General features: G+C 70.1%; 22 protein-coding genes and 1 riboswitch. Of the genes, 11 read left to right on the top strand and 11 right to left on the bottom strand.

Annotated elements, in window-relative coordinates; all coding sequences use genetic code 11:
- Nucleotides 1-2 precede the first annotated feature (2 nt).
- The 7 genes from ACFZCP_RS27225 to fahA form a co-directional block, all read right to left on the bottom strand.
- Nucleotides 3-830, bottom strand: coding sequence for an ATP-binding cassette domain-containing protein (locus ACFZCP_RS27225; RefSeq protein WP_391431303.1), 828 nt, complete (start codon nt 828-830; stop codon nt 3-5).
- A complete protein-coding gene (locus tag ACFZCP_RS27230; RefSeq protein ID WP_391431306.1) occupies nt 814-1,752 on the bottom strand; it encodes an ABC transporter permease subunit in 939 nt (312 codons plus the stop codon). The genes ACFZCP_RS27225 and ACFZCP_RS27230 overlap by 17 nt, the downstream gene beginning before the upstream one ends.
- Entirely contained in the window at nt 1,749-3,092 is a 1,344-nt protein-coding gene (locus ACFZCP_RS27235; protein WP_391431310.1) for an ABC transporter substrate-binding protein, read from the bottom strand. Before ACFZCP_RS27235 ends, ACFZCP_RS27230 begins: the two co-directional genes overlap by 4 nt.
- A 36-nt stretch (nt 3,093-3,128) precedes the next feature.
- Nucleotides 3,129-3,356, bottom strand: a complete 228-nt coding sequence (locus ACFZCP_RS27240; protein WP_066995505.1) for a ferredoxin family protein — start codon at nt 3,354-3,356, stop codon at nt 3,129-3,131.
- A 51-nt stretch (nt 3,357-3,407) separates the two neighbouring features.
- Nucleotides 3,408-4,217 (bottom strand): UTRA domain-containing protein, encoded by an 810-nt coding sequence (locus ACFZCP_RS27245; protein WP_391431315.1) that lies wholly within the window; start codon nt 4,215-4,217, stop codon nt 3,408-3,410.
- A 154-nt stretch (nt 4,218-4,371) separates the two neighbouring features.
- Complete coding sequence (locus ACFZCP_RS27250) at nt 4,372-5,310, bottom strand: M48 family metalloprotease (protein ID WP_391431318.1); 939 nt, start codon at nt 5,308-5,310, stop codon at nt 4,372-4,374.
- A 379-nt stretch (nt 5,311-5,689) separates the two neighbouring features.
- Nucleotides 5,690-6,907, bottom strand: a complete 1,218-nt coding sequence (fahA, locus tag ACFZCP_RS27255) for a fumarylacetoacetase (protein WP_391431320.1) — start codon at nt 6,905-6,907, stop codon at nt 5,690-5,692.
- Between the two features lie 270 nt (nt 6,908-7,177).
- Between fahA and ACFZCP_RS27260 the strand changes: the two genes are divergently transcribed.
- Both ACFZCP_RS27260 and ACFZCP_RS27265 read left to right on the top strand, forming a co-directional pair.
- On the top strand, nt 7,178-8,425 hold the full coding sequence (locus ACFZCP_RS27260) for an ATP-grasp domain-containing protein (RefSeq protein WP_391431325.1): 1,248 nt from the start codon (nt 7,178-7,180) through the stop codon (nt 8,423-8,425).
- Between the two features lie 47 nt (nt 8,426-8,472).
- A complete protein-coding gene (locus tag ACFZCP_RS27265; RefSeq protein ID WP_362689709.1) occupies nt 8,473-9,675 on the top strand; it encodes an FAD-dependent oxidoreductase in 1,203 nt (400 codons plus the stop codon).
- A 151-nt stretch (nt 9,676-9,826) separates the two neighbouring features.
- Here the strand turns inward: ACFZCP_RS27265 and ACFZCP_RS27270 are convergent, their stop codons facing one another.
- Nucleotides 9,827-10,414, bottom strand: coding sequence for a hypothetical protein (locus tag ACFZCP_RS27270; protein WP_391431330.1), 588 nt, complete (start codon nt 10,412-10,414; stop codon nt 9,827-9,829).
- A gap of 73 nt (nt 10,415-10,487) precedes the next feature.
- Between ACFZCP_RS27270 and ACFZCP_RS27275 the strand changes: the two genes are divergently transcribed.
- Both ACFZCP_RS27275 and ACFZCP_RS27280 read left to right on the top strand, forming a co-directional pair.
- Entirely contained in the window at nt 10,488-10,949 is a 462-nt protein-coding gene (locus ACFZCP_RS27275; RefSeq protein WP_391431333.1) for a carboxymuconolactone decarboxylase family protein, read from the top strand.
- 64 nt (nt 10,950-11,013) lie between these two features.
- Nucleotides 11,014-11,826 carry an HAD family hydrolase gene (locus ACFZCP_RS27280; RefSeq protein WP_362689718.1) on the top strand — a complete coding sequence of 271 codons (813 nt, stop codon included), beginning with the start codon at nt 11,014-11,016 and terminating at the stop codon, nt 11,824-11,826.
- 32 nt (nt 11,827-11,858) lie between these two features.
- Here the strand turns inward: ACFZCP_RS27280 and ACFZCP_RS27285 are convergent, their stop codons facing one another.
- Nucleotides 11,859-12,347 (bottom strand): transglycosylase SLT domain-containing protein, encoded by a 489-nt coding sequence (locus ACFZCP_RS27285; RefSeq protein ID WP_391431336.1) that lies wholly within the window; start codon nt 12,345-12,347, stop codon nt 11,859-11,861.
- 3 nt (nt 12,348-12,350) lie between these two features.
- Nucleotides 12,351-12,550, bottom strand: a riboswitch (cyclic di-AMP (ydaO/yuaA leader).
- A gap of 530 nt (nt 12,551-13,080) precedes the next feature.
- On the opposite strand from ACFZCP_RS27285, the gene ACFZCP_RS27290 reads away from it, so the two are divergent.
- The 4 genes from ACFZCP_RS27290 to ACFZCP_RS27305 all read left to right on the top strand — a co-directional run bounded on the left by ACFZCP_RS27290 (nt 13,081) and on the right by ACFZCP_RS27305 (nt 17,667).
- Complete coding sequence (locus ACFZCP_RS27290; RefSeq protein ID WP_362689724.1) at nt 13,081-14,091, top strand: polyprenyl synthetase family protein; 1,011 nt, start codon at nt 13,081-13,083, stop codon at nt 14,089-14,091.
- Between the two features lie 282 nt (nt 14,092-14,373).
- On the top strand, nt 14,374-15,570 hold the full coding sequence (locus ACFZCP_RS27295; RefSeq protein WP_391431341.1) for an outer membrane lipoprotein carrier protein LolA: 1,197 nt from the start codon (nt 14,374-14,376) through the stop codon (nt 15,568-15,570).
- 218 nt (nt 15,571-15,788) lie between these two features.
- A complete protein-coding gene (locus ACFZCP_RS27300; protein ID WP_391431344.1) occupies nt 15,789-16,787 on the top strand; it encodes an ATP-binding cassette domain-containing protein in 999 nt (332 codons plus the stop codon).
- The gene (locus ACFZCP_RS27305; RefSeq protein ID WP_391431348.1) at nt 16,774-17,667 is read left to right on the top strand and encodes an ABC transporter permease; all 894 of its coding nucleotides are present in this window, start codon (nt 16,774-16,776) and stop codon (nt 17,665-17,667) included. The genes ACFZCP_RS27300 and ACFZCP_RS27305 overlap by 14 nt, the downstream gene beginning before the upstream one ends.
- A 19-nt stretch (nt 17,668-17,686) precedes the next feature.
- Here ACFZCP_RS27305 and ACFZCP_RS27310 read toward each other — a convergent pair whose 3' ends face one another.
- A complete protein-coding gene (locus tag ACFZCP_RS27310) occupies nt 17,687-18,274 on the bottom strand; it encodes an NAD(P)H-dependent oxidoreductase (protein ID WP_391431351.1) in 588 nt (195 codons plus the stop codon).
- Nucleotides 18,275-18,470: 196 nt separating this feature from the next.
- On the opposite strand from ACFZCP_RS27310, the gene ACFZCP_RS27315 reads away from it, so the two are divergent.
- Entirely contained in the window at nt 18,471-19,565 is a 1,095-nt protein-coding gene (locus ACFZCP_RS27315) for a hypothetical protein (RefSeq protein ID WP_391431353.1), read from the top strand.
- Between the two features lie 34 nt (nt 19,566-19,599).
- Here ACFZCP_RS27315 and ACFZCP_RS27320 read toward each other — a convergent pair whose 3' ends face one another.
- Nucleotides 19,600-19,812: a VOC family protein gene (locus ACFZCP_RS27320; protein ID WP_391431356.1), complete on the bottom strand. Its 213-nt coding sequence runs from the start codon at nt 19,810-19,812 to the stop codon at nt 19,600-19,602.
- 9 nt (nt 19,813-19,821) lie between these two features.
- On the opposite strand from ACFZCP_RS27320, the gene ACFZCP_RS27325 reads away from it, so the two are divergent.
- Both ACFZCP_RS27325 and ACFZCP_RS27330 read left to right on the top strand, forming a co-directional pair.
- The gene (locus ACFZCP_RS27325) at nt 19,822-21,345 is read left to right on the top strand and encodes a recombinase family protein (RefSeq protein WP_391431359.1); all 1,524 of its coding nucleotides are present in this window, start codon (nt 19,822-19,824) and stop codon (nt 21,343-21,345) included.
- Nucleotides 21,346-22,308: 963 nt separating this feature from the next.
- On the top strand, nt 22,309-23,697 hold the full coding sequence (locus ACFZCP_RS27330; protein WP_391431362.1) for an AAA family ATPase: 1,389 nt from the start codon (nt 22,309-22,311) through the stop codon (nt 23,695-23,697).
- The last annotated feature ends 190 nt before the right edge of the window (nt 23,698-23,887 follow it).

The following is a 23,887-nucleotide window of genomic DNA, read 5'->3' on the forward strand; positions in this document are numbered from 1 at the left end:
TTTCAGGTGCCGAGCGAGGAGAGGACGTCGCGGCGCAGGGCCGCGCGGGCCGGGTCGTCGAGGGCGCCACGGTCACGCGGGCGCGGTACGTCGCGTACGGAGACCACGCGGCCGGCGCCCAGAAGCGCGACGCGGTCGCCCAGGAAGAGCGCCTCGTCCACGTCGTGGGTGACGAAGACGACGGTCGCGCCCGTGCCCCGCAACACCTCCACCAACAGGTCCTGCATGCCGGAGCGGGTCTGCGCGTCGAGGGCGCCGAAGGGTTCGTCCATGAGCACCGTGCGCGGGCTGCCGGCCAACGCACGGGCCAACTGGGCGCGTTGGCGCTGTCCGCCGGACACACGGTGCGGCAACTGCCCTGCCTGCGCGCCGAGGCCGACGCGGCCGAGCCAGGACTCGGCCCGGGCGCGGCGTTCGGCGCGCGGTACGCCACTGATGGCGAGCGGGAGTTCGACGTTCTTGCGCAGTGTGCGCCAGGGCAGCAGCGCGTCCTCCTGGAAGACCAGCGCACGCCCGGCCGACGGCCCGGTCAGCGGGCGGCCGTCCTGCTCCACCGCCCCGGCCAGCGGGGACAGCAGCCCGGCGAGCGTGCGCAGCAGCGTCGACTTGCCGCAGCCGGAGGGGCCGACGACGGTGAGGATCTCGCCGGGCGGGACGTCCAGGCCGACATCGTGCAGGACCGGGGCGTCGGGCCGGCCCAGGACGGCGGCCCGCAGGGTGAGCCGGGTGCCGCGTACGCCTGCCGGTGTCGGTGCCGGTGTCGGTGCCGGTGCCGAGGTCGGCTCGGTCGAGGCCGCGGCGGTCCGGACCGTCTCAGACGAGGTGCTCATCACGCGCCTCCTGCTCGGTGTCGTCGTGGCCCTGGTGCTGGCCCTCGGCCTGGCTCTCGGCCTCGCTGTCGCGGTCGCCGCCCGTCTTCACGACGACCGGGGCGGCGACCCGGGACACCGGAGTGCGGGGTCTGCCGCCGGGGTCGAACGACGTGCGGGGCAACCAACGGGTGAGGCGCCGGCCGAGGAGTTCCACGGCCGTGGAGGTGGCCCAGCCGAGCACGCCGATCGTCACCATCCCGACGAAGACGCCCGGGTAGTTCACGACCGTGTAGTCCTGCCAGGTGCGGTAACCGACGCCGTACTGTCCGGAGATCATCTCGGCGGAGATCACACAGATCCACGAGACGCCGATGCCGACGGACAGGCCGCCGAAGATGCCGGGCAGCGCGCCCGGCAGGACCACCGAGCCGAGGATGCGCAGCCGGCCGCCACCGAGCGTGCGCACCCCCTCCTCCCACACCGGGGTGAGCGCGCGGACCGCGTGCCGGGTGGAGACCAGAACAGGGAAGAAGGCCGCGGTGCAGGTGATGAAGACGATGCCCTGTTCGTTGGAGGGGAACAGGAGGATCGCGACCGGGACGAGGGCGATCGCCGGGATCGGACGGACGACCTCGATGACCGGGCCGAGGAGGTCCTCGGCGAGGCGCGAGCGGGCCACCAGCACGCCCGTCGCCACGCCCAGGACGGCCGCCAGCACGAAGCCGGTGAGGATCCGGGAGAGGCTGTCGGTCAGATCGGTCCAGTAGTCGGCCCCGGAGAGCCGGTCGGCGAAGGCCTTGGCCACGTCGGTGACCGTCGGGAACTGCGAGAAGCGCAGCCACAGGTCGATGTCCAGGCTGGTCAGCAGCTGCCACACGCCGAGCGCGGTGGTCAGGGATGCCACCCGCAGCGCATACCGGGCCAGCGGTGGCCGGGTCATGAGGACCGTCCGAGCGCGGCGCCGTAGGAGACCGTGCGGGCGCCGGCGTGCGCTGCGATGTATGCCCGTGCGGTCGCCGGGGCCACGAAGGGCAGCAGCCGGTCGCCGTCGGCCACCCAGACCGCTCTGTCGGCGAACCAGAGGGTGCCGGTGGTGGAATCGGGCACGTAGGCGGCGCGGATGCCGTTCCGGTGCCCGGCCACGTAGGCCAGCAGCGCCCGGGGGGATGCGAAGGAGACGGTCTTCTCGCCGCCCTTGACCCAGACCTCGCCGGCCGTCGGTGCGGGTGCGGCGGTGAGCCGCCGGGCGTAGGCGGCGCCGAGCGCCTTCCTCACGTACTGGTCGTCGACGAAGGCGTCCACGTCGATGTCGCCGGTCAGCTTGGCCGCCTTCAGTACGGAGACGTCCTGCTTCAGCGCGGAGACGAGCCGGGGTTTGACGGCAGGGTCGAAGGTCGCGATGCCGTGGGCGCCGTTGTAGAGGTAGACCACCTCAGCGGGCAGGCCGGTGGCCGCGGCGACCTTCTCCGCTGCGGCCACGGGGCGGTCGTTGAGGTAGTCCGTGGCCTGCGCCTGGGCCTTGAGGAAAGCCTCCAGGACGGTGGAGTGCTTCTGGACGAAGGCCTCCCGGGCGGTGACGCCGTGGAACGTGGGGAGGTTCAGCTGAGCGCCGTCGTACAGGGCCTTCGCCCTGCCCTGGTAGGCGAGCAGGCCCGGCCAGGCGACGAACTGCGAGAGCGCGTCCACACTGCCGGCGGCGAGGGCCGAAGCTCCCACGGCGGGCTGCTGGTTGAGCTTGGAGATGCCGGTGTCCGGGTCGATTCCGGCGCGCTGCAAGGCCCGTACGAGGGTGCCGTCGGCGGCCGAGCCGACGCTCGTGGACACCTTCTTGCCCTTGAGGTCCGTGAGGGAGGAGAGCTTGGAGTCCGGGGCGGTGACCACGGTGTTGAGTCCGCCGCGCAGGTTGTAACCGGTGACCGACACCAGGCGGGTGGGGCTGCCGAGCTGCTTGCCGCGGGCCGCGTTCAGCAGCAGCGGGAAGTCGCCCATCGACCCGATGTCGATCTTCCCGGCGGTCATCTGGGCGGTGATCGGGGCGCCGGTGGCGTAGTCCTGCCAGTCGACCTTGTAGGTGTGGCCGTCGTGGAGGGAGTTCAGCTGCTTCTCGAAGTACCCCAGGGAGCGGAGCAGGGTCCCCGCGGTGACCGTGTTGATGGTCTTGGACTGGTAGCCGACGGTCACGGTGACCGTGGAGCCGCCGCCCGCCTCGGCACTGCCGCCGCAGGCGGACAAGGGCAGCAGGAGCGCGGCGGCGGACAGGGCGACTGCCGTGCGTTTCATGGTGGTTCGGCCTCTCGCCGGAGCGGGTCGGAAGGATCAGCGGAGCAGGTAGGGCATGTTGACCGTGACGGCTCCGGTGGGGCAGCGGGCGGCGCACGGGCCGCAGTACCAGCACTCGTCGACGTGCATGTACGCCGTGCCGCTGCTCTCGTCGATGGCGAGGGAGTCCAGCGGGCACATGTCCACGCACAGCGTGCAGCCGTCGATGCACTTCGACTCGTCGATGGTCACGGGCACGTCGGCCCGCTGGGGCGCCAAGGGCATGGCTGTCTCCGGGAAACGGGTCAGGCTGGGGTTCGTCGGGCAGGGAGTGGCTCAGTGGGTGGCGGGAAGCTGCACAGCACGGTGCAGGCGGCCGCTCATGGTGATGCGGTCGCCGCGGAAGCGGATGAACTCCAGGTCGACGGGGCGGCCGTCGGCGAGGTGCGTGAGGCGTTCCAGCATCAGCACGGCGGCGCCGCGCGGGGCCTGGAGGACGGCGGCGGAGTGGGCGTCCGCGTTCACCGCCTCCAGGGTGATCTCGGCGTGGCCGAGGCGCTGGCCGGTGATGGCTTCCAGCAGGCGGAAGACATCGGTGTTCTCCAGGTCGGCGCCGAGCAGAGCGGTGCCGATGTCGAGCGGGACGTAGGTGAGGTCGAGGGAGAGCGGCAGGCCGTTCAGACGGCGCAGGCGTTCGATGCAGAGGACGTCGGCGCCGGCCGGGATGCGGAGGCGGTCGGCCACCGGGGCGGGGGCGGGGGCGGGTCCCATGGTGCGGACCTCGTTGGTGACATGGCCGTGTTCGCGGAGGGTCTCCGCGAGGCCCATGAGGTGGTCGAGCCCATGCGGGTACTTCTGGGCGACGACGACGGTGCCGACGCCGGGCAGCCGCTCCACCAGGCCCTCCGCCCGGAGCAGCTCCAGGGCTTGGCGGACGGTGTTGCGGGAGGCGCGGTAGTCGGCGGCGAGGGTGGACTCGTGGGGGAGGGTGCCGTCCGTGAAGGCGCCGGTGAGGAGCTGGCGGCGCAGCAGGTCGGCGAGCTGCCGGGCCCGGTCCGCACGCAGCCGGCGACGCGTGCGGTGGGCGGCGACGGTGGTCGCGGCGCCCTGACCGGCATGGTCCCGGAGGCGGTCGGTGGGTGGCATGGCTGGAACCATACCGATCAGGTGGGGAATGGGGTGTTGCCGCAGTGTTGCGCCAGCTGAGGGGGCGTTGTACACGCCGCTGAGCTGGGGTTTCGCTGCGGAGGCGGGCAAGATCTGCCACCCGGCGGGCTGCTTGGGGCCCGCGTCCGTGGGGTCAGGTCAGGGCCGTCAGCCCGGGAGCGAACGTGATCAGGAGCGGCAGCAACGGCACCAGCGCGGCCACCGTCGTCGTCAGCGCCCTGTGCCGGCGCAGCAGCCGTGGCGGTGGCTCCAGAAGCCGGTCCACGCGCTCGCCGAGGAGGCGGCGGCTGGAGGCGCAGGACAGCACGCCGCGGTGCTGGTTCAGCTCGATCAGGGCCAGGGCGGTGGTGAGGTGGCCGCAGCGCCGGGACGCCGTGTCGTCGGCGGCCAGTTCGACCAGCCGGTGGGTCTGGTCGCAGAAGTGGGCGAAGAGCGGGACGCGGGGGAAGCCCGTGGCGAGCGCGGTGGACAGGTGGAGCAGCCAGTCGTGGTGGGCGCGGGCGTGGCCGCGCTCATGGGTGAGGACCGCGTCCAGCTGGTGGTCGGTGAGGCGGTGCAGCGCCCCGGTGGTCACGACCAGCTGGGGCGGGTGCCCCGGCATCCACCAGGCGTCCGGGTACTCGTCCTCCAGCACCAGCATCGGTCCGCGCGCCGCGGGCAGCCCCGCGGGCAGGTCCGGGGCGCGCTCACGCAGATGTGCCCGGGCCTGGCCGCGCCGGCGCCGCGCCTCGGCGAGTTCCCGGGCGAGCATCGCCGTCGTCCAGGCGGCCCCGCAGGCCAGCAGCAGGGTGAGGGTGACGGCCCAGACCGGTGCCGCGGACAGGTCGTAGGCGGCGGTGACGGCCGGCGGCGCGGGGGCGAACACATGGTCGCGGACGGTGTGGAAGACGGCCGCGGCGCCCAGGACCAGCGCGGTCAGACAGCACAGCAGCACCGTGGCGACCAGGCACTGCCACACCCACAACGCGACCACGGGGTCCCGCTCGGGCCAGACGGCCCGGGTCAGCGCGCGCGGCGCCGGTACGGCGGCCGTCAGTGCTAGGACGCTCAGCAGGAGCAGGCAGACGGTCATGCCGGGGCTCCGGTTCCTGGTCGGAGACGGGTGCTGGTGCCGGGTGGTGCGGGGCGGTGCACGGGGGTGCATCGCGGGGTGATGGTGCGTGTCCCCGTCAGTATGACGGGGACGGGCGGTACGAGTCAGGTGTCCGGCGGCGATCGCGCCCACTCCGTGCCACCGGCGGCGCTCCCGCCGGGCCACGTCCCGGGGCGGCGGCCACCGACCCACAACGCGTTCCTACTCCCGCAGTGCCGCCCGCACCGCCGCGGCCACCGCCTCCCCGGTTGCCCCGAGCGCCCGTGCCCGCCCCACGAAGTCCCCAGTTGCTACAAGCTCGGCTCGGCCCGAAGCCTTGCAGGCTCCCGCCCGCTCCCAAGTAGCTGCAAGCTCCTGCTCAACCCGACACGACGCGCCCGGTGACCTCCCCGAGCCCGACCCGGCCGCCGTCCGCCCCCGGTGCCCATGCCGACAGCGTCACGACGTCCCCGTCCTCCAGGAACGTCCGCTTGCCGTCGGGGAGTTCGAGGGGGTCCCGGCCGTTCCAGGTCAGCTCCAGCAGGCAGCCGCGCTGGTTCTGGGCGGGGCCGCTCACCGTGCCCGAGCCGTACAGGTCGCCGGTGCGCAGCGAGGCCCCGTTCACGGTCATGTGGGCGAGCTGCTGGGCAGCGGTCCAGTACATGGTGGAGAACGGCGGCTCGGACACCACATGGCCGTTGATCGCGACGGAGATCCGCAGGTCGTAGCCGCCGGGCTCGACGTCCGCCGCCGAGTCGTCCAGGTAGGGCAGCAGCGGGTGCGTGCGCTCGGGCGGCGCCACGCGCGCGTGCTCCAGTGCCTCCAGCGGGGTGATCCACGCCGACACCGAGGTGGCGAAGGACTTGCCGAGGAACGGGCCGAGCGGGACGTACTCCCAGGCCTGGACGTCCCGCGCCGACCAGTCGTTCAGCAGGCACAGCCCGAAGACGTGCTCCCGGAAGTCGCCGAGGGCCACGGGCCTTCCCCGCTCGGTGGGCACGCCGACCACGAAGCCGACCTCGGCCTCGATGTCCAGGCGGACGGACGGGCCGAAGACGGGCGCGGGGTCGGCGGGGCCCTTGCGCTGTCCGGACGGCCGCAGGACGTCGGTGTCCGAGACCACCACCGTGCCGGAGCGGCCGTGGTAACCGATCGGCAGGTGCTTCCAGTTGGGGGTCAGCGAGTCCTCGGCGTCGGGCCGGAAGATCTGGCCGACGTTGCGGGCATGGTTCTCGGACGCGTAGAAGTCGACGTAGTCCGCGACCTCGAAGGGCAGATGGAGGGTCACCGACGCGAGGGGGTGGAACAGTGACTCGATCGTCGACCGGTGCGAGGGCACCGTCACCCAGGCCGTCAGCGCGCGCCGCACGTCCGACCAGGCCGTGCGCCCGGCCGCCAGCAGCGCGTTGAGCGTGGGCTGCGCGAGCAGGGAGACGTACGGCGAGCCGAGCGCGGCGGCCGCGGCGCCCGCGTCGAGGACGTGGTCACCGAGCCGGACGCCGACCCTCCGCTCCGTGCTGCCGGGGGGCGAGAACACGCCATAGGGAAGGTTGTGCGGGCCGAAGGGGTCGCCCTCGGGGACGTCGAAGGGGGGCATGCGGTGCTGCCTCGCTCTCATCCGGGCCATGCATGGCGATGCGTTCCATGTGATCGCGCCACACGTTACGGCTGAGGTGCGTGTCTTGGGCAGTGCCCCACGGGGTGCACGAAAGGTTGCCCGAACAATGGCTAAAGAGTTCGCAATGTCCGAATAGGCCTTGTCGGAGGCGGCAATTCCGGCTTAGCGTCCTTTGGGGGACACGGACGGGGTGGGTCCGGTCCGTAGGGGGGACACGTGGGGGGACCCGTAGCCGGAAATGCCGTCAGTGTGCCTTTCGAGGCGGACCGCGACGTGCCGGGGCTGATCGTCAAGTTCGGCGACTACCCGCTGCACCACGGCGGTGTCGGCGCGATCCGCAGCCTGGGCCGCCTCGGCGTCCCCATGTATGCGATCACCGAGGATCCCTACACTCCCGCGGCCTCCTCCCGCTATCTCAGACGGGCGTTCGTCTGGCCCACGACCGGCGCCGAGGAGCCGGGCCGCCTGGTCGAGGGCATGCTGCGCATCGGCCGCCGGATCGGCCGCCCTGCCGTCCTGATCCCGACGGACGAGGAGGCGGCCGTCCTGATCGCCGAGCACCAGGACGAACTGGCCGGTTCCTTTCTCTTCCCGCGTGTCGATCCCGCGCTGCCCCGTCGGCTGGCCAGCAAGCAGGGCCTGCACGAACTCTGCGTGGAACACGGCATAGCGAGCCCCTCGGCCGCGTTCCCGGAGTCGTACGACGAGATCGCCGCCTTCGCCGACACGGCCCGCTTCCCGGTGGTGGCCAAGAACCGGGAGGCGTTCGTACGGCGCAGACGGCCCGCCGTCAACGGCACCACGCGGATCGCCACCCGCGAGGGCCTGCTCACCCTCGCCCGCGACTGGGGCGAGCAGCCGGGGGTGATCCTCCAGGAGTACCTGCCCAGGGAGGAGGCCGAGGACTGGATCGTGCACGCCTGCTTCGACGCGGACTCGGCCCCGCTCGCCCTGTTCACCGGCGTCAAGGTCCGCTCCTGGCCGCCGCACGCGGGCATGACGGCCAACGCGTACGTCGTCGACAATCCGGAACTCGCCGACCTCGCCGCGCGTTTCATCAAGCAGATCGGCTTCAGCGGCATCATCGACCTCGACCTGCGCTTCGACCGGCGCGACGGACAGTACAAACTCCTCGACTTCAACCCGCGCATGGGCGCCCAGTTCCGGCTCTTCGAGAACGAGGCGGGAGTGGACGTCGTCCGCGCCATGCACCTGAACCTGACCGGCCGGCCCGTTCCGGAGGGGGAACAGCGGGCAGGCCACCGCTACATCGTGGAGAACATCGACCTGCCCGCCCTCCTCGCCTACCGCCGCAGCGGCTACACGACGCCGCACGCACCGGCGAGGGCGAGCGGGACGGAGCTGGCCTGGCTCGCGGGTGACGACCCGATGCCGTTCCTCACGATGCTCGCCCGCTTCGTGCGCCCGGGCGCGAAGCACCTCTATCAGCTGTGGCGGACCCATCGCCGCGGCAGCAGCACCACCGCCACGAAGTAGGCAAAGGCCACCCAAGGTGGCGCACCGTGTCTCTGGGGAGGGACTTCGTGATTCGACCGGTTGCAGTCATCGGGGCCGGGCCGTTCGGCCTGTCCACCGCCGCCCATCTGCGGGCGCGCGGCATCCCCGTCCGTGTCTTCGGCGACACCATGGTCAGCTGGCGCGCCCACATGCCCGAGGGCATGCTGCTCAAGTCGACCCCCGCCGCCTCCAGTCTGGACTGCCCGCAGCCCGGACACACCCTCGCCGACTACTGCGACGCGGCCGGCATCCGCCGACTGGTCACCGACGAGGACATCATCCCGGTGGAGACCTTCGTCGCCTACGGCGACTGGTTCCAGCAGAAGCTGCTGCCCGACCTGGAGCGGGTCCGGGTCGTCTCCGTCGACCGCGACAAGAACAGCGGGTTCGAACTCAAGCTGGACTCGGGCGAGTTGTTCACCGCCCGCGCGGTCGTGGTCGCCACCGGCCTGTCCGGGATCGCCCACCTCCCCGCGGAGCTGGCCGGAGCGGCGGCCGATGGACCGGCACCCACCGGCCCTGTCTCCCACAGCTCCCAGCACCACGACCTCACCCGCTTCGCGGGCAAGGAGCTGATCGTCGTCGGCGCCGGTCAGTCCGCACTGGAGACGGCGGCCCTGGCCGCCGAGGCGGGAGCCCGGGTGCAGGTCGTCTCGCGCGGCCGTGGCCGGGTCGCCTTCGGCGCCCCGCCCTGGGACCAGCCCAAACTCCGGCCCGAGTCCCCCTTCGGCCGTGCCTGGTCCCTGTGGGCGCTCAGCTACTACCCCCACCCGTACCGCTTCCTGCCCGCCCGGACCCGCCACTACCTGGTCCGCCGGGTCCTCGGCCCGCTCGGCGCCTGGTGGCTGCGCGACCGCTTCGAGGACAAGGTCCAGGTCCAGGAGGTCGAGCGGGTGCTGGGCGCCGAGGCCCCGGACGGCACCCCGGTCCTCACCGTCCGTACGCACGGCGGACACACCGAGCAGCTGGCCGCCGACCACGTCATCGCGGCCACCGGCTACCGGGTGGACATCGCCGCGATGGACTTCCTCGGCCACGAACTGCGTACCCGTCTCGCGGTGAGCCGGGGCGCCCCCAGGCTCGGCGCCGGCTATGTCTCCTCGGTCCCCGGTCTGTACTTCACCGGACTTCCGGCGGCGTCCTCCTACGGCCCGGTGATGCGCTTCGTCTGCGGCACGGAGTTCGCCTCGCCGCGCCTGGCCGGACACCTGGCGGCGGCCCACCCCTGAGGCCCGCACGAAAGCCCGCTGAGCTTCGCATCCCCGAGGCTCGGACGAAGCGCCTGGGCCTCGCAATCCCGAGGCCCGGACGAACCCTGAGCCGGCCTTCACCGAGGTACGAATCCCCTGGGCCGGCCGCCCCGAGGCCCGTGCGAAGCCTCTACGCCTCCCAGCCCGCCCGCTGCCACCGGACGAAGTCCTCGATCAGCGCGGGCGGGTTGGCGGCCTCGGTGGCCTCCAGCTCCCAGCCCGGGCAGTACATGTCGAAGATCACGACGGGCAGCGGACGGCCGAGGACCTTCTCGATCCGGCCGTCCGCGTGCAGCCGGCGGGCCAGCTCGATGCAGGCGCCCGCGAAGTGCTCCTGGAGCAGTTCGCGCCGGATGTCCTGATCCTCCTCGCTGTCGTCGTCCTCGAACCACAGCCCGAGATCCTCGACCTCCGCGGCGTACAGCCGGGCGCCGGCCGGGTCCTCGGGGACGTTCCCGAGCATCTCGAAGCCGTCCAGGAGCCAGCACGCGTAGTTCCAGCGGGCCTCGCCGGGATCCTCGGGGCGCTTCTCCCGCTCGTACTGGGTCTCGGTGTTGTAGCCGATGGCCACATAGGGGCGGCGGTCGTCGTCGTCCACCCGCCAGATGCGGAAGGAGAGGGCGTAGATCTCCGGTTTCAGCTCCTCGGGGAAGCGCTCCAGGACACCCGTCGCCGCCTCGAGCAGATGCGCCGGAAAATCCTCGTGCCGATCGGTCACAACGTCCGCCCCCGTTCCGTCAGTGCAGTGCGAGCAACTTAGCGGGCACCACTGACACGCAGGAGGCAGCACCATGCAGGCACGGATGACGAACCCGGCGCACGTTCTTCCGGGTGCCCTGAAGGGCATCGGCACGATCTTCCAGGCGATCGGCGAGGGCGGGCTGCCCGAGGAACTGGCGGAGATCGTCGGGCTGCGGGCCAGCCAGATCAACGGCTGCAGCGCCTGTGTGCACGGTCACACGGTCAACCTGCGCAAGGCCGGCGCGAGCGAGGAGCGGATCGCCGCCGTCGGCGCCTGGCGCGAGGCGCCCTTCTTCACCGAGGCCGAGCGCGCGGCGCTGCAGCTGGCCGAGCGGGTCACGCGGCTCGCCGACCGCTGCGAGGAGCCGGTGCCGGACGCGCTGTGGGACGAAGTGGCCGACCACTTCGACGAGAAGCAGCTCTCCGCGCTGATCCTCACCGTCTCGCTCACCAACATGTTCAACCGGATCAACACCACCATCAAGGAGCCCGCGGGCACCACTTGGGGGTGAGAAGCAGACAAGTACGGGAACAGCAGGGTGAGTCGGTGGGCCGCACTGTCCGTATTCTCTGATCATGGCCGCACCCCCCGCTTACGCACTGATCGCCACGGACCTGGACGGGACACTGCTGCGCGGTGACGACACCGTCTCCGACCGGTCGCTGGCCGCGCTCGCGAGGGCGGTGCGATCCGGGGCCCGGCATCTGGTGGTGACGGGCCGCCCGGCCCCCCGGGTGCGGCCCCTGCTGGAGGACCTCGGGTGCACGGGGCTCGCGGTGTGCGGGCAGGGCGCGCAGGTCTACGACGCCGGAGCCGACCGTCTGCTGTGGTCGGTGCGCCTGGACCGGGAACTCGCCGAGACCGCGCTCGGCAAGATCGAGGCCGAGGTGGGGCAGGTCTGTGCCGCCGTCGACCAGGACGGCGTGGACGGGCTGACGCTGATCGAGCCGGGGTATCTGATGCCGCACCCGACCCTGCCCGCCGTGCGGGTCGGCCGCCGCGACGACCTGTGGTGCGAGCCCATCAGTAAGGTGCTGTTGCGCCATCACGCGCTGTCCGACGACGAGTTGGCGGCGGTCGCGCGTTCGGCGGTGGGCTCGCTGGCGACGGTCACGATGTCGGGGCCCGGGACCGTGGAACTCCAGCCCTGCGGTGTCACCAAGGCGACGGGGCTGGCGCTGGCCGCCGACCACCTGGGGATCCCCGCCGGCCGGGCCCTCGCCTTCGGAGACATGCCCAACGACATCCCGATGTTCGACTGGGCCGCGCACGGCGTCGCCATGGCCAACGCCCACCCCGAGCTCAAGGCCGTCGCCGACGAGGTCACCCTGACGAACGAGGACGACGGCATCGCCGTCGTCCTCGAAAGGCTGTTCCCGGCCGGCTGACCGGGACCAGCGGGGCCCGCCGCGGGCGCTCGTCAGTAGGCGCCGTTGACGTTGTCCATCGACCCGTAGCGGGCGGCCGCGTAGTTGCAGGCGGCGGTGATGTTCGCGACCGGGTCGTAGATGTCGAAGGACGTTCCGGCCACGTGGTACGCGTTGAACGTCGGGTCGATCACCTGGAGCAGGCCCTTGGACGGTATGCCCTTGGCGGCGTTGGAGTCCCACAGGTTGATGGCGTTCGGGTTGCCCGAGGACTCGCGGATGATGTTGCGGTGGATGCCGTTGTAGGTGCCCGGGATGTGCTTCTCGGCCATGATCGCGAGCGATTCGCGGATCCAGCCGTCGAGGTTGTTCGGGTACCCGGCGAGCGTGGTGGACGGCGTGGTGGCCGTGGGGGTGGCGGCGGAGGCGGTGGTCGCGCCGAAGAGAGGAAGGGCGAGTACGACAGCACCCGTGCCCGCGACGGCGAGCGTGCGCACGAGGCGGTCGGTGCGGGTGCGGAGGTGCTGAGCGGCAGCAGGCATGGCGTGGTCCCTCTCCGTCGCCTGCGAGGTGAGCTGTCGGGTTCGGGCTCGGGGAGCTGCCCGGCCGCGCCTCCTGGGAGGCACGACTACACCCCTAGCCGTTCCGGTGACGACATGTGCAGTTGCGCATGTGCCGGCCGGTCCGGCGGCTTACCTGGGTTCCCCCGCTCCTGCCGTACGAATGAGTTCGTCGATGGGTGATGTCAGACGCGGCAGGATTCGGCGTCCGCCTGACGTGCCGGAAGCTATGCGAGAGCAGATGTCCGGAACAAGTACCTGATTCACCCAACGCGCCAGTTGACCTTGGTCTGTCCCGTATGGGGTACTTGATCCTTTGCTGTTGCCAATCCTCAACTGGCCGGTACGGCAAGGGGAAACGCCGTTTGTTCCCGCTGGCTGGATATGGAGGCCCACGTGACCCAACTCACGAAATGGCAAACTGTATCAAATCAGACATGAGGGATTAGAGGGATTCGCTGGGCGTGCTGCAAAAGGAGTAATTCGCTCACGGCACGGTTCGCGACAAAACGGACGGGATCCTGTTAAGTCAATGGATATCTGTCCTTATCAGATGATCAGGAACATACCGGTCGTGATCCGATAGGGCCCGGGCTGGACCGGTGGGCGCTATCGGTGATCGAAACAGGACCGGATACGCTGACTTGAGTGATGGCAACGACCTATCGACAAACCGTGTAACCGCCAGCAGACACCAGCAGACAGGAGACCCCTCGTGACCGTCGTCGGGCCGTTCGGGCTGAGCGTGCGGGACCAGGCTCTGGAAGCCGATGTCCAGGCCGGATTGGCGGCTGTCGAGGAAGGCTTGCTCGAAGCCACCAAGAGCGAGGTCCCGTTCATCACGGAGGCCGCGCAGCACCTCGTACGGGCCGGTGGGAAGCGGTTCCGGCCGCTGCTCGTGATGCTCGCGGCGCAGTTCGGCGACCCGTACGCGCCCGGCGTCGTACCGTCGGCCGTCGTCGTGGAGCTGACCCATCTGGCCACGCTGTACCACGACGACGTCATGGACGAGGCGGCCGTGCGGCGCGGTGTGGACAGTGCCAACACGCGCTGGGGCAATTCGGTCGCGGTCCTCACCGGCGACTTCCTCTTCGCGCGCGCCTCCCAGATCCTCGCCGACCTCGGCCCCGAGGCGGTGCGGGTGCAGGCCCTCGCGTTCGAGAGGCTGGTCACCGGGCAGATCCTGGAGACCGCGGGTCCCTCGGACGGCCGCGATCCGGTCGAGCACTACCTGGACGTGCTCGGTGGCAAGACGGGATCGCTGGTGGCGGTCTCGTGCCGGTTCGGCGCGATGATGTCCGGCGCCGACGAGACGGTCGTCGACGTGCTCACCCAGTACGGCGAGCGGCTCGGGGTCGCCTTCCAGCTCGCGGACGACGTCCTGGACATCGCCTCCGACTCGCGCGAGTCCGGCAAGACCCCGGGAACCGACCTGCGCGAGGGCATCCCGACGCTGCCCGTGCTCCGGCTGCGCGAGCGGGCCGCCCGCCTCGGCCTGCCCGAGGACCTCGCGCTGTGCGAGCTGCTGGACTCCGACCTCAGCGACGACGCCCGGCACGCCGAGGCGCTCACCGCCCTGCGCGCGCACCCCGCCCTGGAGCAGGCCCGCCGGGACACCGTCCGGTACGCGGAGGAGGCGCGGGCCGCGCTGGCCCCGCTGCCGGAGTGCGACGCCAAGGCGTCGCTGACCGAGCTGTGCGACGCGGTGGTGCACCGGGCCGGCTGACCCCGGTGGTGCACCGGGCCGGCCGGCCCGGTGCGGCCTGTCCCCAACGAGTGTGAGGGCGGCGTCTTGCGCACGACCCCTACGGGTCGGGGGAGACGCCGCCCTGATGTGTCATACCGCAGGCGTACACGGAGTTGGCTCCGAGGTCTGACGCTTCCGCGCGGCCGATTTGGTCAGATGGAGACCACGGAAATCACCACTCCTCACCGATTCGGGTGAGAATGGCGGCTCAGGTGGACCAGCGTGGGGACAGCCGCCGCCGACGACGGAGGTAAGGCACAGATGGCACCGTACGAATCCGACGACGCAGCGGGCGCCGTACAGGACGAGGACCTGCGCTCCGGACGCCGCAAGGCCGCCCGGTACGTGGTCCCGGTCGCGGTGGTGGGGGTGGCTGCGGCCACGATCGGGCTGGTCCCGGCGCTCGCCGCCTCCGGTGACCCCGACCTGCCGAAGATCACCGCACAGCAGCTCATCGAGAAGATCGCCAAGTCCGACGTGCAGCAGATGTCCGGCACGGTGAAGATCAGCACCGACCTCGGCCTGCCGAACCTCGGCGGCCTGGAGAGCAGCCTGGCCTCGGGGGCGGCCCAGGGCCGCGACGGCTCCTCCGCCGACCCGACGTCCAAGCTCACCGAGCTGGTCTCCGGCACGCACACCCTGCGCGTGGCCGCCGACGGCCCGGACCGGCAGAAGCTGTCGCTGCTGGAGAGCGGCGCCGAGTACAGCCTCATCCACAACGGCAAGAACGTGTGGGGCTACGACAGCAAGAGCAACGAGGTCTACCACGGCACCGGTGCCGCCTCCGGCAAGGAGCACCGGGCCGAGCCGCCGGCCACGCCCAAGGACTTCGCCGAGAAGGCCCTGAAGTCGGTCGACGACACCACGTCGGTGACCGTCGACGGCACCGTCCAGGTCGCCGGACGCGACGCCTACAAGCTGCTGATCAAGCCCAAGCAGTCCGGCACCACGGTCGGCGCGATCAGCATCGCCGTGGACGCGAAGACGGGCCAGCCGCTGAAGTTCACGCTGACGCCGAAGAGCGGCGGCGCCGCCGTTCTGGACGCCGGCTTCACCCAGGTCTCCTTCGGCAAGCCGGCCGCCTCCACCTTCGACTTCACCCCGCCCAAGGGTGCGAAGGTCACCGAGGAGAAGCAGGGGTCCAAGGTGCCGGAGCACGCCCCGAAGGGTGGCGAGGACTTCGCCAAGGGCATGCAGGGCTCCACCGTGCTCGGCAAGGGCTGGACGTCCGTCGCCACCTTCGACACCGGCGCCAAGGGCGGCATGCCGTCCGGCTCCCAGGGCGGCGCCTTCGGCGGCTTCCTCGGCTCGCTGGGCGACAAGGTCTCGGGCAAGTTCGGCAAGGGCACGGTCTTCTCCACCCGTCTGGTCAACGCCCTGATCACCGACGACGGCAAGGTCTACGCCGGCGCGGTCACCAAGGACGCCCTGGTGAAGGCGGCGAACGAAGGGAAGTGACCCTGCGGGACCTCCGGGACCTGTAGAACCTGTGGGGTCTCAGGGGCCCCGGACCTCCGGGGCCTTCTGCCTCCGGGGCCTGCGGGCCCTGGAGGCTTCGGGGTCTTCGGGCCCCGGGATTTAGGGGACTTCGCGGGCACCGGGGACTTCGCGGGGTTTCGGGTCGGGGGCCCTAAGGCCCCGGAGGCGTACCTGGGACACGACGAATCGAGGGACCGATGGGCGAACCGTCCACCACGGAGCGGGACTCGGGGGACGCCTCGGAGCGGGACGCGCAGGGCGAGCGGTCGCCTGCCATCGCCACGCGCGGCCTCACCAAGCGCTACCGCGGCGGACAACTGGCCGTCGACGGCCTCGATCTGACCGTCCCGGCGGGCAGCGTCTTCGGCTTCCTCGGCCCGAACGGCTCCGGCAAGACAACCACCATCCGCATGCTGATGGGCCTGATCGAGCCGACCTCGGGCACGGCCCGGGTGCTGGGCCGCCCCATGCCCCGGGCCACCCGTGCCGTCCTCCCGCAGGTCGGCGCACTGATCGAGGGCCCGGCGCTGTACGGCTTCCTCTCCGGCCGGGACAACCTGCTGCGCTACGACGCCGCCGACCCGACCGCGGACCCCCGCACCCGGCGCGCCCGCGTCGCGGCCGCCCTGGACCGGGTGGGTCTCGCCGCCGCCGCGGGCAAGAAGGCCAGGGCTTACTCCCTCGGCATGAAGCAGCGCCTGGGCCTGGCCGCCGCGCTGCTCCAGCCGCGCAGCCTGCTCGTCCTGGACGAGCCGACCAACGGCCTCGACCCGCAGGGCATGCGTGAAATCCGCACCCTGATCCGCGAGTTGGCCTCCGACGGCACGACCGTCTTCCTCTCCTCCCACCTCCTCGACGAGATCGAGCAGGTGTGCACGCACGCGGCGGTGATGGCCCAGGGCCGCCTCGTCACGCAGGGCGCGGTGGCCGACCTGGCGGCCGGTGCGCACGGCCGGCTGGTGGTGACCACGCCGGATCCGGCCGAGGCCGCACGGACACTGAAGGAACAGGGCGTCGGGGACGTCACCGTGGACGGCGACCGGGTGAGCGGCGAGCCCCCCGCACGGGACCTCGCCGAGGTGAACGCGGCACTGGTCACGGCCGGCGTCCGGGTCCGGGGCTTCACGCTCGAACGGGCCTCCCTGGAGGACGCGTTCGTGGCACTGACGGGGGAGGGCTTCGATGTCGCGGGCTGAAACGCTCGGAACACCGGCCGCGACAGGTCCCGGGCGTCCGAGCCCCCTGTGGACCTTCGGGCTGCTGCGCAGCGAGCTGGTCACCACCGTCCGCCGCTGGCGTACGCTCGCGCTGCTCGGGGTGCTGGCGGCGGTGCCGGTGCTGATCGGCATCGCGGTGAAGGCCCAGACGCCGGGCGGCTCGACCGCGGGTCCGGGGGGCGGGGACGGACCGGCGTTCATCGCGCAGATCACCAACAACGGCCTGTTCCTGGTGTTCACGGCGCTGGCCGCGACCCTGCCGTTCTTCCTGCCGATGGCGGTGGGCGTCGTCGCGGGCGACGCGATCGCGGGCGAGGCGGGCAGCGGCACCCTGCGCTATCTGCTGGTCGCCCCGGCCGGCCGCACCCGCCTGCTGCTCACCAAGTACACGACCGTGATGGCCTTCTGCGTGCTGGCCACCCTGGTCGTGACCGTCTCCGCACTGCTCGTCGGTGTGCTCCTGTTCCCGCTCGGTGAGCTGACCACCATCTCCGGCACCCGCATCAGCTTCGCCGAGGGCCTCGGCCGGGCGCTGCTGATCGCTCTGGTGGTCGCCGCCTCACTGGTCGGCATCGCCGCCCTCGGCCTGTTCGTGTCGACCCTGACCAACAGCGGTATCGCGGCGATGGCGACCACCGTGGGCCTGCTCATCACCGTCCAGATCCTCGACCAGATACCCCAGTTGCACGCGCTCCAGCCGTACCTCTTCCCGCACTACTGGCTGTCCTTCGCCGACCTGGTGCGCGACCCCGTGTACTGGGACGACCTGGTGAAGAACCTCGGTCTCCAGGCGCTGTACGCGGCCGTGTTCGGCTCGGCGGCCTGGGCGCGGTTCACGACGAAGGACATCAGCACGTAGGTGCCGGGCGCGGGGTGTCTCAGACGGCCTGGTGCGGGAAGCGGGCGAGCGGCGCCTCCTGTGCGAAGAACGTCTTCGCGCGGGCCAGCGCGTCGCTGTCCTTGCGCACGTCACCGGGCCCGCTGCCGTTGCCCAGCAGCACCCCGCCGAAGCGCATCCCCAGGTAGGCGGCGGAGTTGTTGAGCGTGCCGGCCAGGGGTTCGGCGACCGACGGTTCCCGGTCCGCGTGGACCGTGACACCCCACAGCGTGCGTCCGGCCAGGGTGGCCTTGAAGTCGACGCCGGGGGTGCGCAGCCAGCCCGACCAGTAGTCCAGGTAGCGCTTGGCAAGGCCGGACACGCTGTACCAGTACAGCGGCGTGGCGATCACGATGTCGGTTGCGGCAAGGGTGGCGTCGAGCAGCAGGCCGGTGGTGCTGTCCGAGGGCGGTCGCACGTAGTCGCTGTCGTGGCGCAGGTCCACGAAATCGGGCAGCGGGTGATCGGCGAGGCGGATCCATTCCTGTTCCACCTCCTCGGGCAGTTGTTCGGCGGCCTTGCGGGCCAGCAGTTCGGTGTTGCCGTCGAGGCGGGCGCTGCCCAGGACGAAGAGGAAGCGGCGGCTCATGGGTCCCCCAAAGTGAGCGTTGTCGTACCGCGAAAATAGGCGTGTGCATTATATGCACACACATTCATTCTTCTCCAGGGTGCGGCTGGTGCGATGCTGTGACGTCGTGGTGACGCGGGAGCCGTGCGGAGCGGACAGACTGGTCGGTAGGACGCGTACGACCGGATCGTGACGCCGGGGGAGTGAGGGAACACCGATGTCTCGACTCAGCTTCGAGAAGAAGCGGGCGCAGCAGCCCGCGCCACACCCTGCGGCGGTGCACGTCCGGGTGTCCGGCGCGGACAGCGCGTCCGTGGGCGGGACGGCGGTCGTGGCCGCGCCGGGCGAGGACATCCAGCAGGCCGTGCTGGACCACCTCCAGCGCCTGGCGATCAGCCTGGGCACCCCCATACTCGCCACGATCCACGACGACCGGGCCGGCTGCATGGTCCCTCTGGAGGTCGCGGCGGACGGCTCCAGCAGAGTGGCGGGCGACCCGGTGCGGGTCGCCCCGCGGACGGTGCCGGGCGGAGCACGGGCGCAGACGGGCGCGCCCGGTACGTCGGGCACGGTACAGGCGCCCACCGGGCAGTTCGGGCCGCCGCCCGTGATGAGCCCGCCGCCCGCTCCGGCGTCCGCTCCGGCGCCCGCGCCGGCCGCCGTCCAGGAGCCCGCCCCGCTGCCGACGCCCGAGGCGCCGCTGCCGGCCCCGAAGATCCCCCTGCTCGTGCCGGAGGCGGCCCTGGAGCCCGCCCCGGCCACGTCTTCCACGCCCACTCCGACCCGCGGCTTCGACGCCGTGGCCGAGGAGGTGCTCGGGGACGAGCCCGTGACCGAGACCGCGGAGGGGGCCGAACTGCTCACCGAGCCGATGACGCGGATCAACGAGGCCGTACGGGAGGGCCGTATCGACACCGCCGCGGAACTCGCGGACCGCACGGTCGTCGAGGCGTCCGGCGTGCTGGGCCCGCGCCACCCCGAGGTGCTGCACCTGCGTGAACTGACCGCCTACATCGCCTACCTGGCGGGCGAGCCGGTCCGTGCCTTCCACCTCTCCCTGGATCTCGCCCGGCTGCGCCGCCAGGCCCTGGACGCGGATGCGGCCTACGGCAACGTGCAGAGCGCGGCCACGGCCTGGCGTGCCGTGCGCGACCCCGAGGAGGGCCTGCGACTCGGCCACGACCTGATCGACCTGTGGACGGATCTCACGGCGGAGCCGGGACCCGCCGCCGACGACCTGCGGCCCCTGGAGTCCGCGCGCGCCCGCATGGCGCGCCTGACCGACCGCGCGGCGCGGGCGGCGCAGGTGTGACCGGGGAGGGCCGGCCGCACGCCGCCTTCGGCGGCTAGTGCACGCAGAACTCGTTGCCCTCGGGGTCCGCCATCACCACCCACGCGCCGCCGGGCTCCTTCGCCTCGCGCAGGACGCTCGCTCCCAGGGCCTCCAGCCGCGCCACCTCGTCCGCGCGCCGCCCGTCACCGGGATGCAGATCGAGGTGGAGCCGGTTCTTGGCGGTCTTCGCCTCCGGGACTTGTAGTGAAGACGTAACCAGGCGCACGCTGGGGGTATGACTCGATGCGTCGCTCTGTACTGCCGACTCTCGCCCCGCCCGGACGGCAGCTATGAAGGTGTCGACCTTCAGGAACGGTGGGGCCGCTCCTACGCCGCGAGCAGGTGGCCGGACCTGCCCGTCAGGGTGTTCGCCGATGCCGGTATCTCCGCGGCCAACGGCGACCATCGTCCCCGGTACGAGGAGTTCCGCGCGGCTCTCGGCTGTGGGGAAATCGCCCACGTCTGGGCCGTCGAGCAGTCCCGGTTGGAACGGCGCGAGGTCGAGTGGTTCACTCTCGCCGCAGAGTTGGACGCAGCCGGTATCAGCGAGCTGCACACGAACAGGGATGGCGTTGTCCGCGTACATGATGAAGTCGCCGGAATTCGCGCCGTGCTCAACGCTGGGGAGGTGCGCAAGATGAAGAAGCGGGTCAACGATCGTCTTGCCGAGAACGCCGCCCAGGGGCGCGCGGCGGGGTCAAAGCCGTTCGGGTATGGCCACGGTGTCGACGAGTCCGGCAGCAAGACGTACGTGGTCATCCCAGAGCAGGCGGAGGCGATCCGGTGGGCCGCTGAGAAGGTGCTGGACGGCTGGTCGCTTGCGAACATCGCCGCCGAGTTGCGGGCGCGCGGACTGGTCGGCGCCCACAGGGTGAAGGTCAAGGACGCCAACGGCGAGATCGTCACCGATGCGGCCGGGAACCCCGTCACACGGCCGTCCACCCTCACCGCGGGCTCGGTGCGGTCCATGGTGACCAAGCCGACCATTGCCGGGTTCCGGGTGCACCAGGGCGTGATCGTGGGCCGTGGCAACTGGGCACCCATCCTGGACGAGGCAACGTGGCAGGCGTGCCGGGCAAAGCTGTCGACGCCGCGCACGGTGCGTACCTCGGACGGCTTCACCTACCCGGTTACCGGCGCGCACAAGGGGAACCCAGCCGGGCGCAAATACACCCTTACCGGTGGTCTGGCCGTGTGCGGCGTATGTGATGCGCCCATGGTCGGCTCGGTGAAGAAACTCAAGAACGGCAAGAGGACGCCGTACTTGTTGTGCCACCCGAACCGGGGCGGTAAGGGCTGCACCGGCATCATGCTGGAAGCTACTGAGGAGCACGTCACTGACAAGCTCTTCGCTGAACTAGAAAAGCCGGAATTCCTGGATGCGCTCACCTCTGACGACCATGCCGCCCGTCGGAATGAACTCATCGCAGATCTCACCGCAGTTGACGCAGAGCGCAACGAAATCGCTGCCGAGCGGGGACGCGGTGAACTGACACTCGCTGAGTGGAAGAGCATGCGGGCCGGTTTGAACGAGCGGGAGCAGCGCCTGCGGGCCGAACTCGCCGCCGTACCTCCGCCCGCAATGAAGATGGACATCACTGCCGCACGGGAGACGTGGGATGACGGGATGACGCTGGACGAGAAGCGCGCATTCCTGCGGATGTTCATCGACTGCGTGACGATCAAGCGTGCCAAGCCGGGAACCAAGGGGTTTGATCACAACCGCGTGGCGATCGACTGGCGGAAGCCCATGGCGTGATCGTGGCACGTGCTTCCGCGCCCTCGATGCACTGAACAGCGGCCCTCCTAACCGAGGGCCGCTCTTGTTTGCGCGAGCCGCTGATGTGAGGCCGGTCACAATCCCCCTTCTGGAGGCAAACAATCTGTGCTTGCCTGGCGGGCAACCGAGCCGCGATGGTGAGCGGCCCCGTGCCCCGACGGGGCATATCCAGGATCGCCTCATGCCTATCTCTCCAGAGGCAGCACGACTCCGCGCGCGCATTGCCGCGACGAAGCGTCACCACCCCGAAGCGGACACCTCCGCCCTCGAACGCGAGCTGAAGGCCGCGACTCTCGCCGCGCACGTTGAGCGGGCCATAGACGACCCCGTAGAGCTCGCCAAAGCCGCCCGCATCATGCGCGCGGCCCTCGGCCGCAAGCGCGCCGCTCGGGCGGCCGTAACCCCGCCTCCTGCCCCCCGCCCAGACGGGGATTCCCTCGATGCCGCATAGGCAGATACCACGCTTGCGCACTCTCCTGTGCCCTGGGCGGTAATTCCCCCTGCCTGAACCCTCAATGCTGACCGAGCCCGCCCGGTAAATGAGATGCGGGTCAGGCGTCTCTGTGCGTCTGGAGGGAGCCCCGAGCCCTTGACACGTCGGGCGTCGCAGCAAAGGGGAATCGTGCCCACGGGGCCGAACCAACCGTTTTGGATGTGATGAAAGATGCCCAAGAAGAACAAGCCGAGAGGCCCGGTGCCGGCGCCTGGGCGACTGCCAAAAACACTCCGCGACTTTGCCGCACAGTACCGGTGCAGCCATTGCCGCTCAGACGTTCGCGGGCTGACCCGTGACGCGCTCGGCATTTACCACCTTGCTGTAGCCCACGACGACAGTTGCCCCGTCCTGCGAGGCAGGCTCACAGACTTGCACGACGCAGTCAGGGCAGCCATAGCCGCTAGGTGCGCTGCCAGGGCCAAGGGCCCAAACGTCCGGGGCGTTGAGTGACAACACCTAACTTTCAGCAACTGGGCGAACTGTGCCAGCACGGGCAGATAAAGGGAAACTGCATGTTCGTTGGCTGTCCGGATGGCTGCGGTATGACTCGCAATTATTACGGCGACGCTGAACCTGCCCCCACGGATCCCAATTGGCCACGATGGAAGGCTCAGCGCCTCGCAGCGCAAGGCGGACCGGAAGCGGCACTAATACAGATCCTCACCCAGGAACAGGAGGAGAAGTCCGCAAAAGAGTCTTTGCAGCGAGTCTACGAGGTTGACGAGCTCCGCAAACTGCGGGCAAGAGAATGGGCGCGTAAGGAATTTGCGGCACAAAATGCCGGTGATGTCGCAGCCACGCTCAGGGCCCAATTGTTCGACGCGGCAGACATAAATGACATCACGGTCGAGTACCTTGCTAGCTCCTTGCTCGTAAAGAACTCACTTGCATGGATGTACGGCGACCCGGGTTGCTATAAGTCATTCATTGCGTTGGACATTGCCGCGTCGGTTGCGCTGGGGTGCGGCATTCAATGGGCCGGAGCGCCGACCCAACAGGGGTCAGTTCTCTATATAGCTGCCGAGGGATCGGCCGGTATGTCGAAACGTAAGCGCGCTTGGGAGACAATGACGGGCCAATCCCTCAACGGCAAATTCAAAATCCTCACGATGGCAGTCCGGATAACTGAAGAACCGTTTCTAAACGAGCTAATAGCGATCTGCCAAGAGATCAGACCAGTCCTCATTGTGATTGACACGCAATCCCGAGTAACGCCGGGCCTAGAAGAGAACGGGTCAGTCATGAGCACATACGTTGACGCAGTTACGGCGCTGCGCATGGCGACTGGGGCATGTGTGCTCACCCTGCACCACACCACTAAGGGAACGGACGTCCTTCGCGGACATGGCTCACTGTTTGGAGCTGCCGACACAGTTCTATACGTGAGCAAGTCCGCAGGTGCCGAAACTGAGCGCTTTGCAAAAGTCTCGACCAAGAAACAGAAGGACGACAGGGATGATCTTTTCTGGAACGTCCGGATGAGTGTGCAGCACTTTTGCGAGCCCCCTGCCGACCAGGAACACGACGCAACGCAGTGTAGTTCGCTGGTCGTCCGTTCCGCTAACTGGTCGGAAGTGATCAACGCCCAGGCAAGCGCCCTTGAACGCGTTCTGCTAGTGATCCGCCAGATGGCACCACTGCAATCGATCACTACTGCGCAAGCGGTAGAGCTAACGGGAGTGCCAGTATCCACGACCAGGAACGCACTCAGCACCCTTTGCGACCAGGGAGAACTAGAGAAATCAGGAAGTGGCAAGAACACTTCTTACCTCCGCCCAGCAGCAAAGATCGCGGGCCATTCCGCTGATTCCGCTAGCTTCCGCCAGCCTGGCTAGCGGTACCTGTATTGCTTCCGCTAGCCGCTAGGCCCCCTTAAAAGGGGCCTAGCTAGCGGAACGCTTGGCAGGGCAATGTGCAAATCACAAAGGGAAGGCGCCTGAATCACTGGACGAATGCCTATTGAGTAACCGAAGATGAAGGCACGTCCTGCGCGCCTCCCTGGGGACAAGGAACAGACTCCGCCCT

This window comes from Streptomyces sp. NPDC007971, from assembly GCF_042958635.1.
In the GTDB taxonomy this organism is placed as follows: Bacteria; Actinomycetota; Actinomycetes; order Streptomycetales; family Streptomycetaceae; genus Streptomyces.

What these genes read in the sequence shown, in the direction of transcription:
- ACFZCP_RS27225 (WP_391431303.1), bottom strand. Translation starts at nt 830, where the DNA reads ATGAGCACCTCGTCTGAGACGGTCCGGACCGCCGCGGCCTCGACCGAG.
- ACFZCP_RS27230 (WP_391431306.1), bottom strand. Translation starts at nt 1,752, where the DNA reads ATGACCCGGCCACCGCTGGCCCGGTATGCGCTGCGGGTGGCATCCCTG.
- ACFZCP_RS27235 (WP_391431310.1), bottom strand. Translation starts at nt 3,092, where the DNA reads ATGAAACGCACGGCAGTCGCCCTGTCCGCCGCCGCGCTCCTGCTGCCC.
- ACFZCP_RS27240 (WP_066995505.1), bottom strand. Translation starts at nt 3,356, where the DNA reads ATGCCCTTGGCGCCCCAGCGGGCCGACGTGCCCGTGACCATCGACGAG.
- ACFZCP_RS27245 (WP_391431315.1), bottom strand. Translation starts at nt 4,217, where the DNA reads ATGCCACCCACCGACCGCCTCCGGGACCATGCCGGTCAGGGCGCCGCG.
- ACFZCP_RS27250 (WP_391431318.1), bottom strand. Translation starts at nt 5,310, where the DNA reads ATGACCGTCTGCCTGCTCCTGCTGAGCGTCCTAGCACTGACGGCCGCC.
- fahA (WP_391431320.1), bottom strand. Translation starts at nt 6,907, where the DNA reads ATGCCCCCCTTCGACGTCCCCGAGGGCGACCCCTTCGGCCCGCACAAC.
- ACFZCP_RS27275 (WP_391431333.1), top strand. Translation starts at nt 10,488, where the DNA reads ATGCAGGCACGGATGACGAACCCGGCGCACGTTCTTCCGGGTGCCCTG.
- ACFZCP_RS27280 (WP_362689718.1), top strand. Translation starts at nt 11,014, where the DNA reads ATGGCCGCACCCCCCGCTTACGCACTGATCGCCACGGACCTGGACGGG.
- ACFZCP_RS27285 (WP_391431336.1), bottom strand. Translation starts at nt 12,347, where the DNA reads ATGCCTGCTGCCGCTCAGCACCTCCGCACCCGCACCGACCGCCTCGTG.
- ACFZCP_RS27295 (WP_391431341.1), top strand. Translation starts at nt 14,374, where the DNA reads ATGGCACCGTACGAATCCGACGACGCAGCGGGCGCCGTACAGGACGAG.
- ACFZCP_RS27300 (WP_391431344.1), top strand. Translation starts at nt 15,789, where the DNA reads ATGGGCGAACCGTCCACCACGGAGCGGGACTCGGGGGACGCCTCGGAG.
- ACFZCP_RS27305 (WP_391431348.1), top strand. Translation starts at nt 16,774, where the DNA reads ATGTCGCGGGCTGAAACGCTCGGAACACCGGCCGCGACAGGTCCCGGG.
- ACFZCP_RS27310 (WP_391431351.1), bottom strand. Translation starts at nt 18,274, where the DNA reads ATGAGCCGCCGCTTCCTCTTCGTCCTGGGCAGCGCCCGCCTCGACGGC.
- ACFZCP_RS27315 (WP_391431353.1), top strand. Translation starts at nt 18,471, where the DNA reads ATGTCTCGACTCAGCTTCGAGAAGAAGCGGGCGCAGCAGCCCGCGCCA.
- ACFZCP_RS27325 (WP_391431359.1), top strand. Translation starts at nt 19,822, where the DNA reads ATGACTCGATGCGTCGCTCTGTACTGCCGACTCTCGCCCCGCCCGGAC.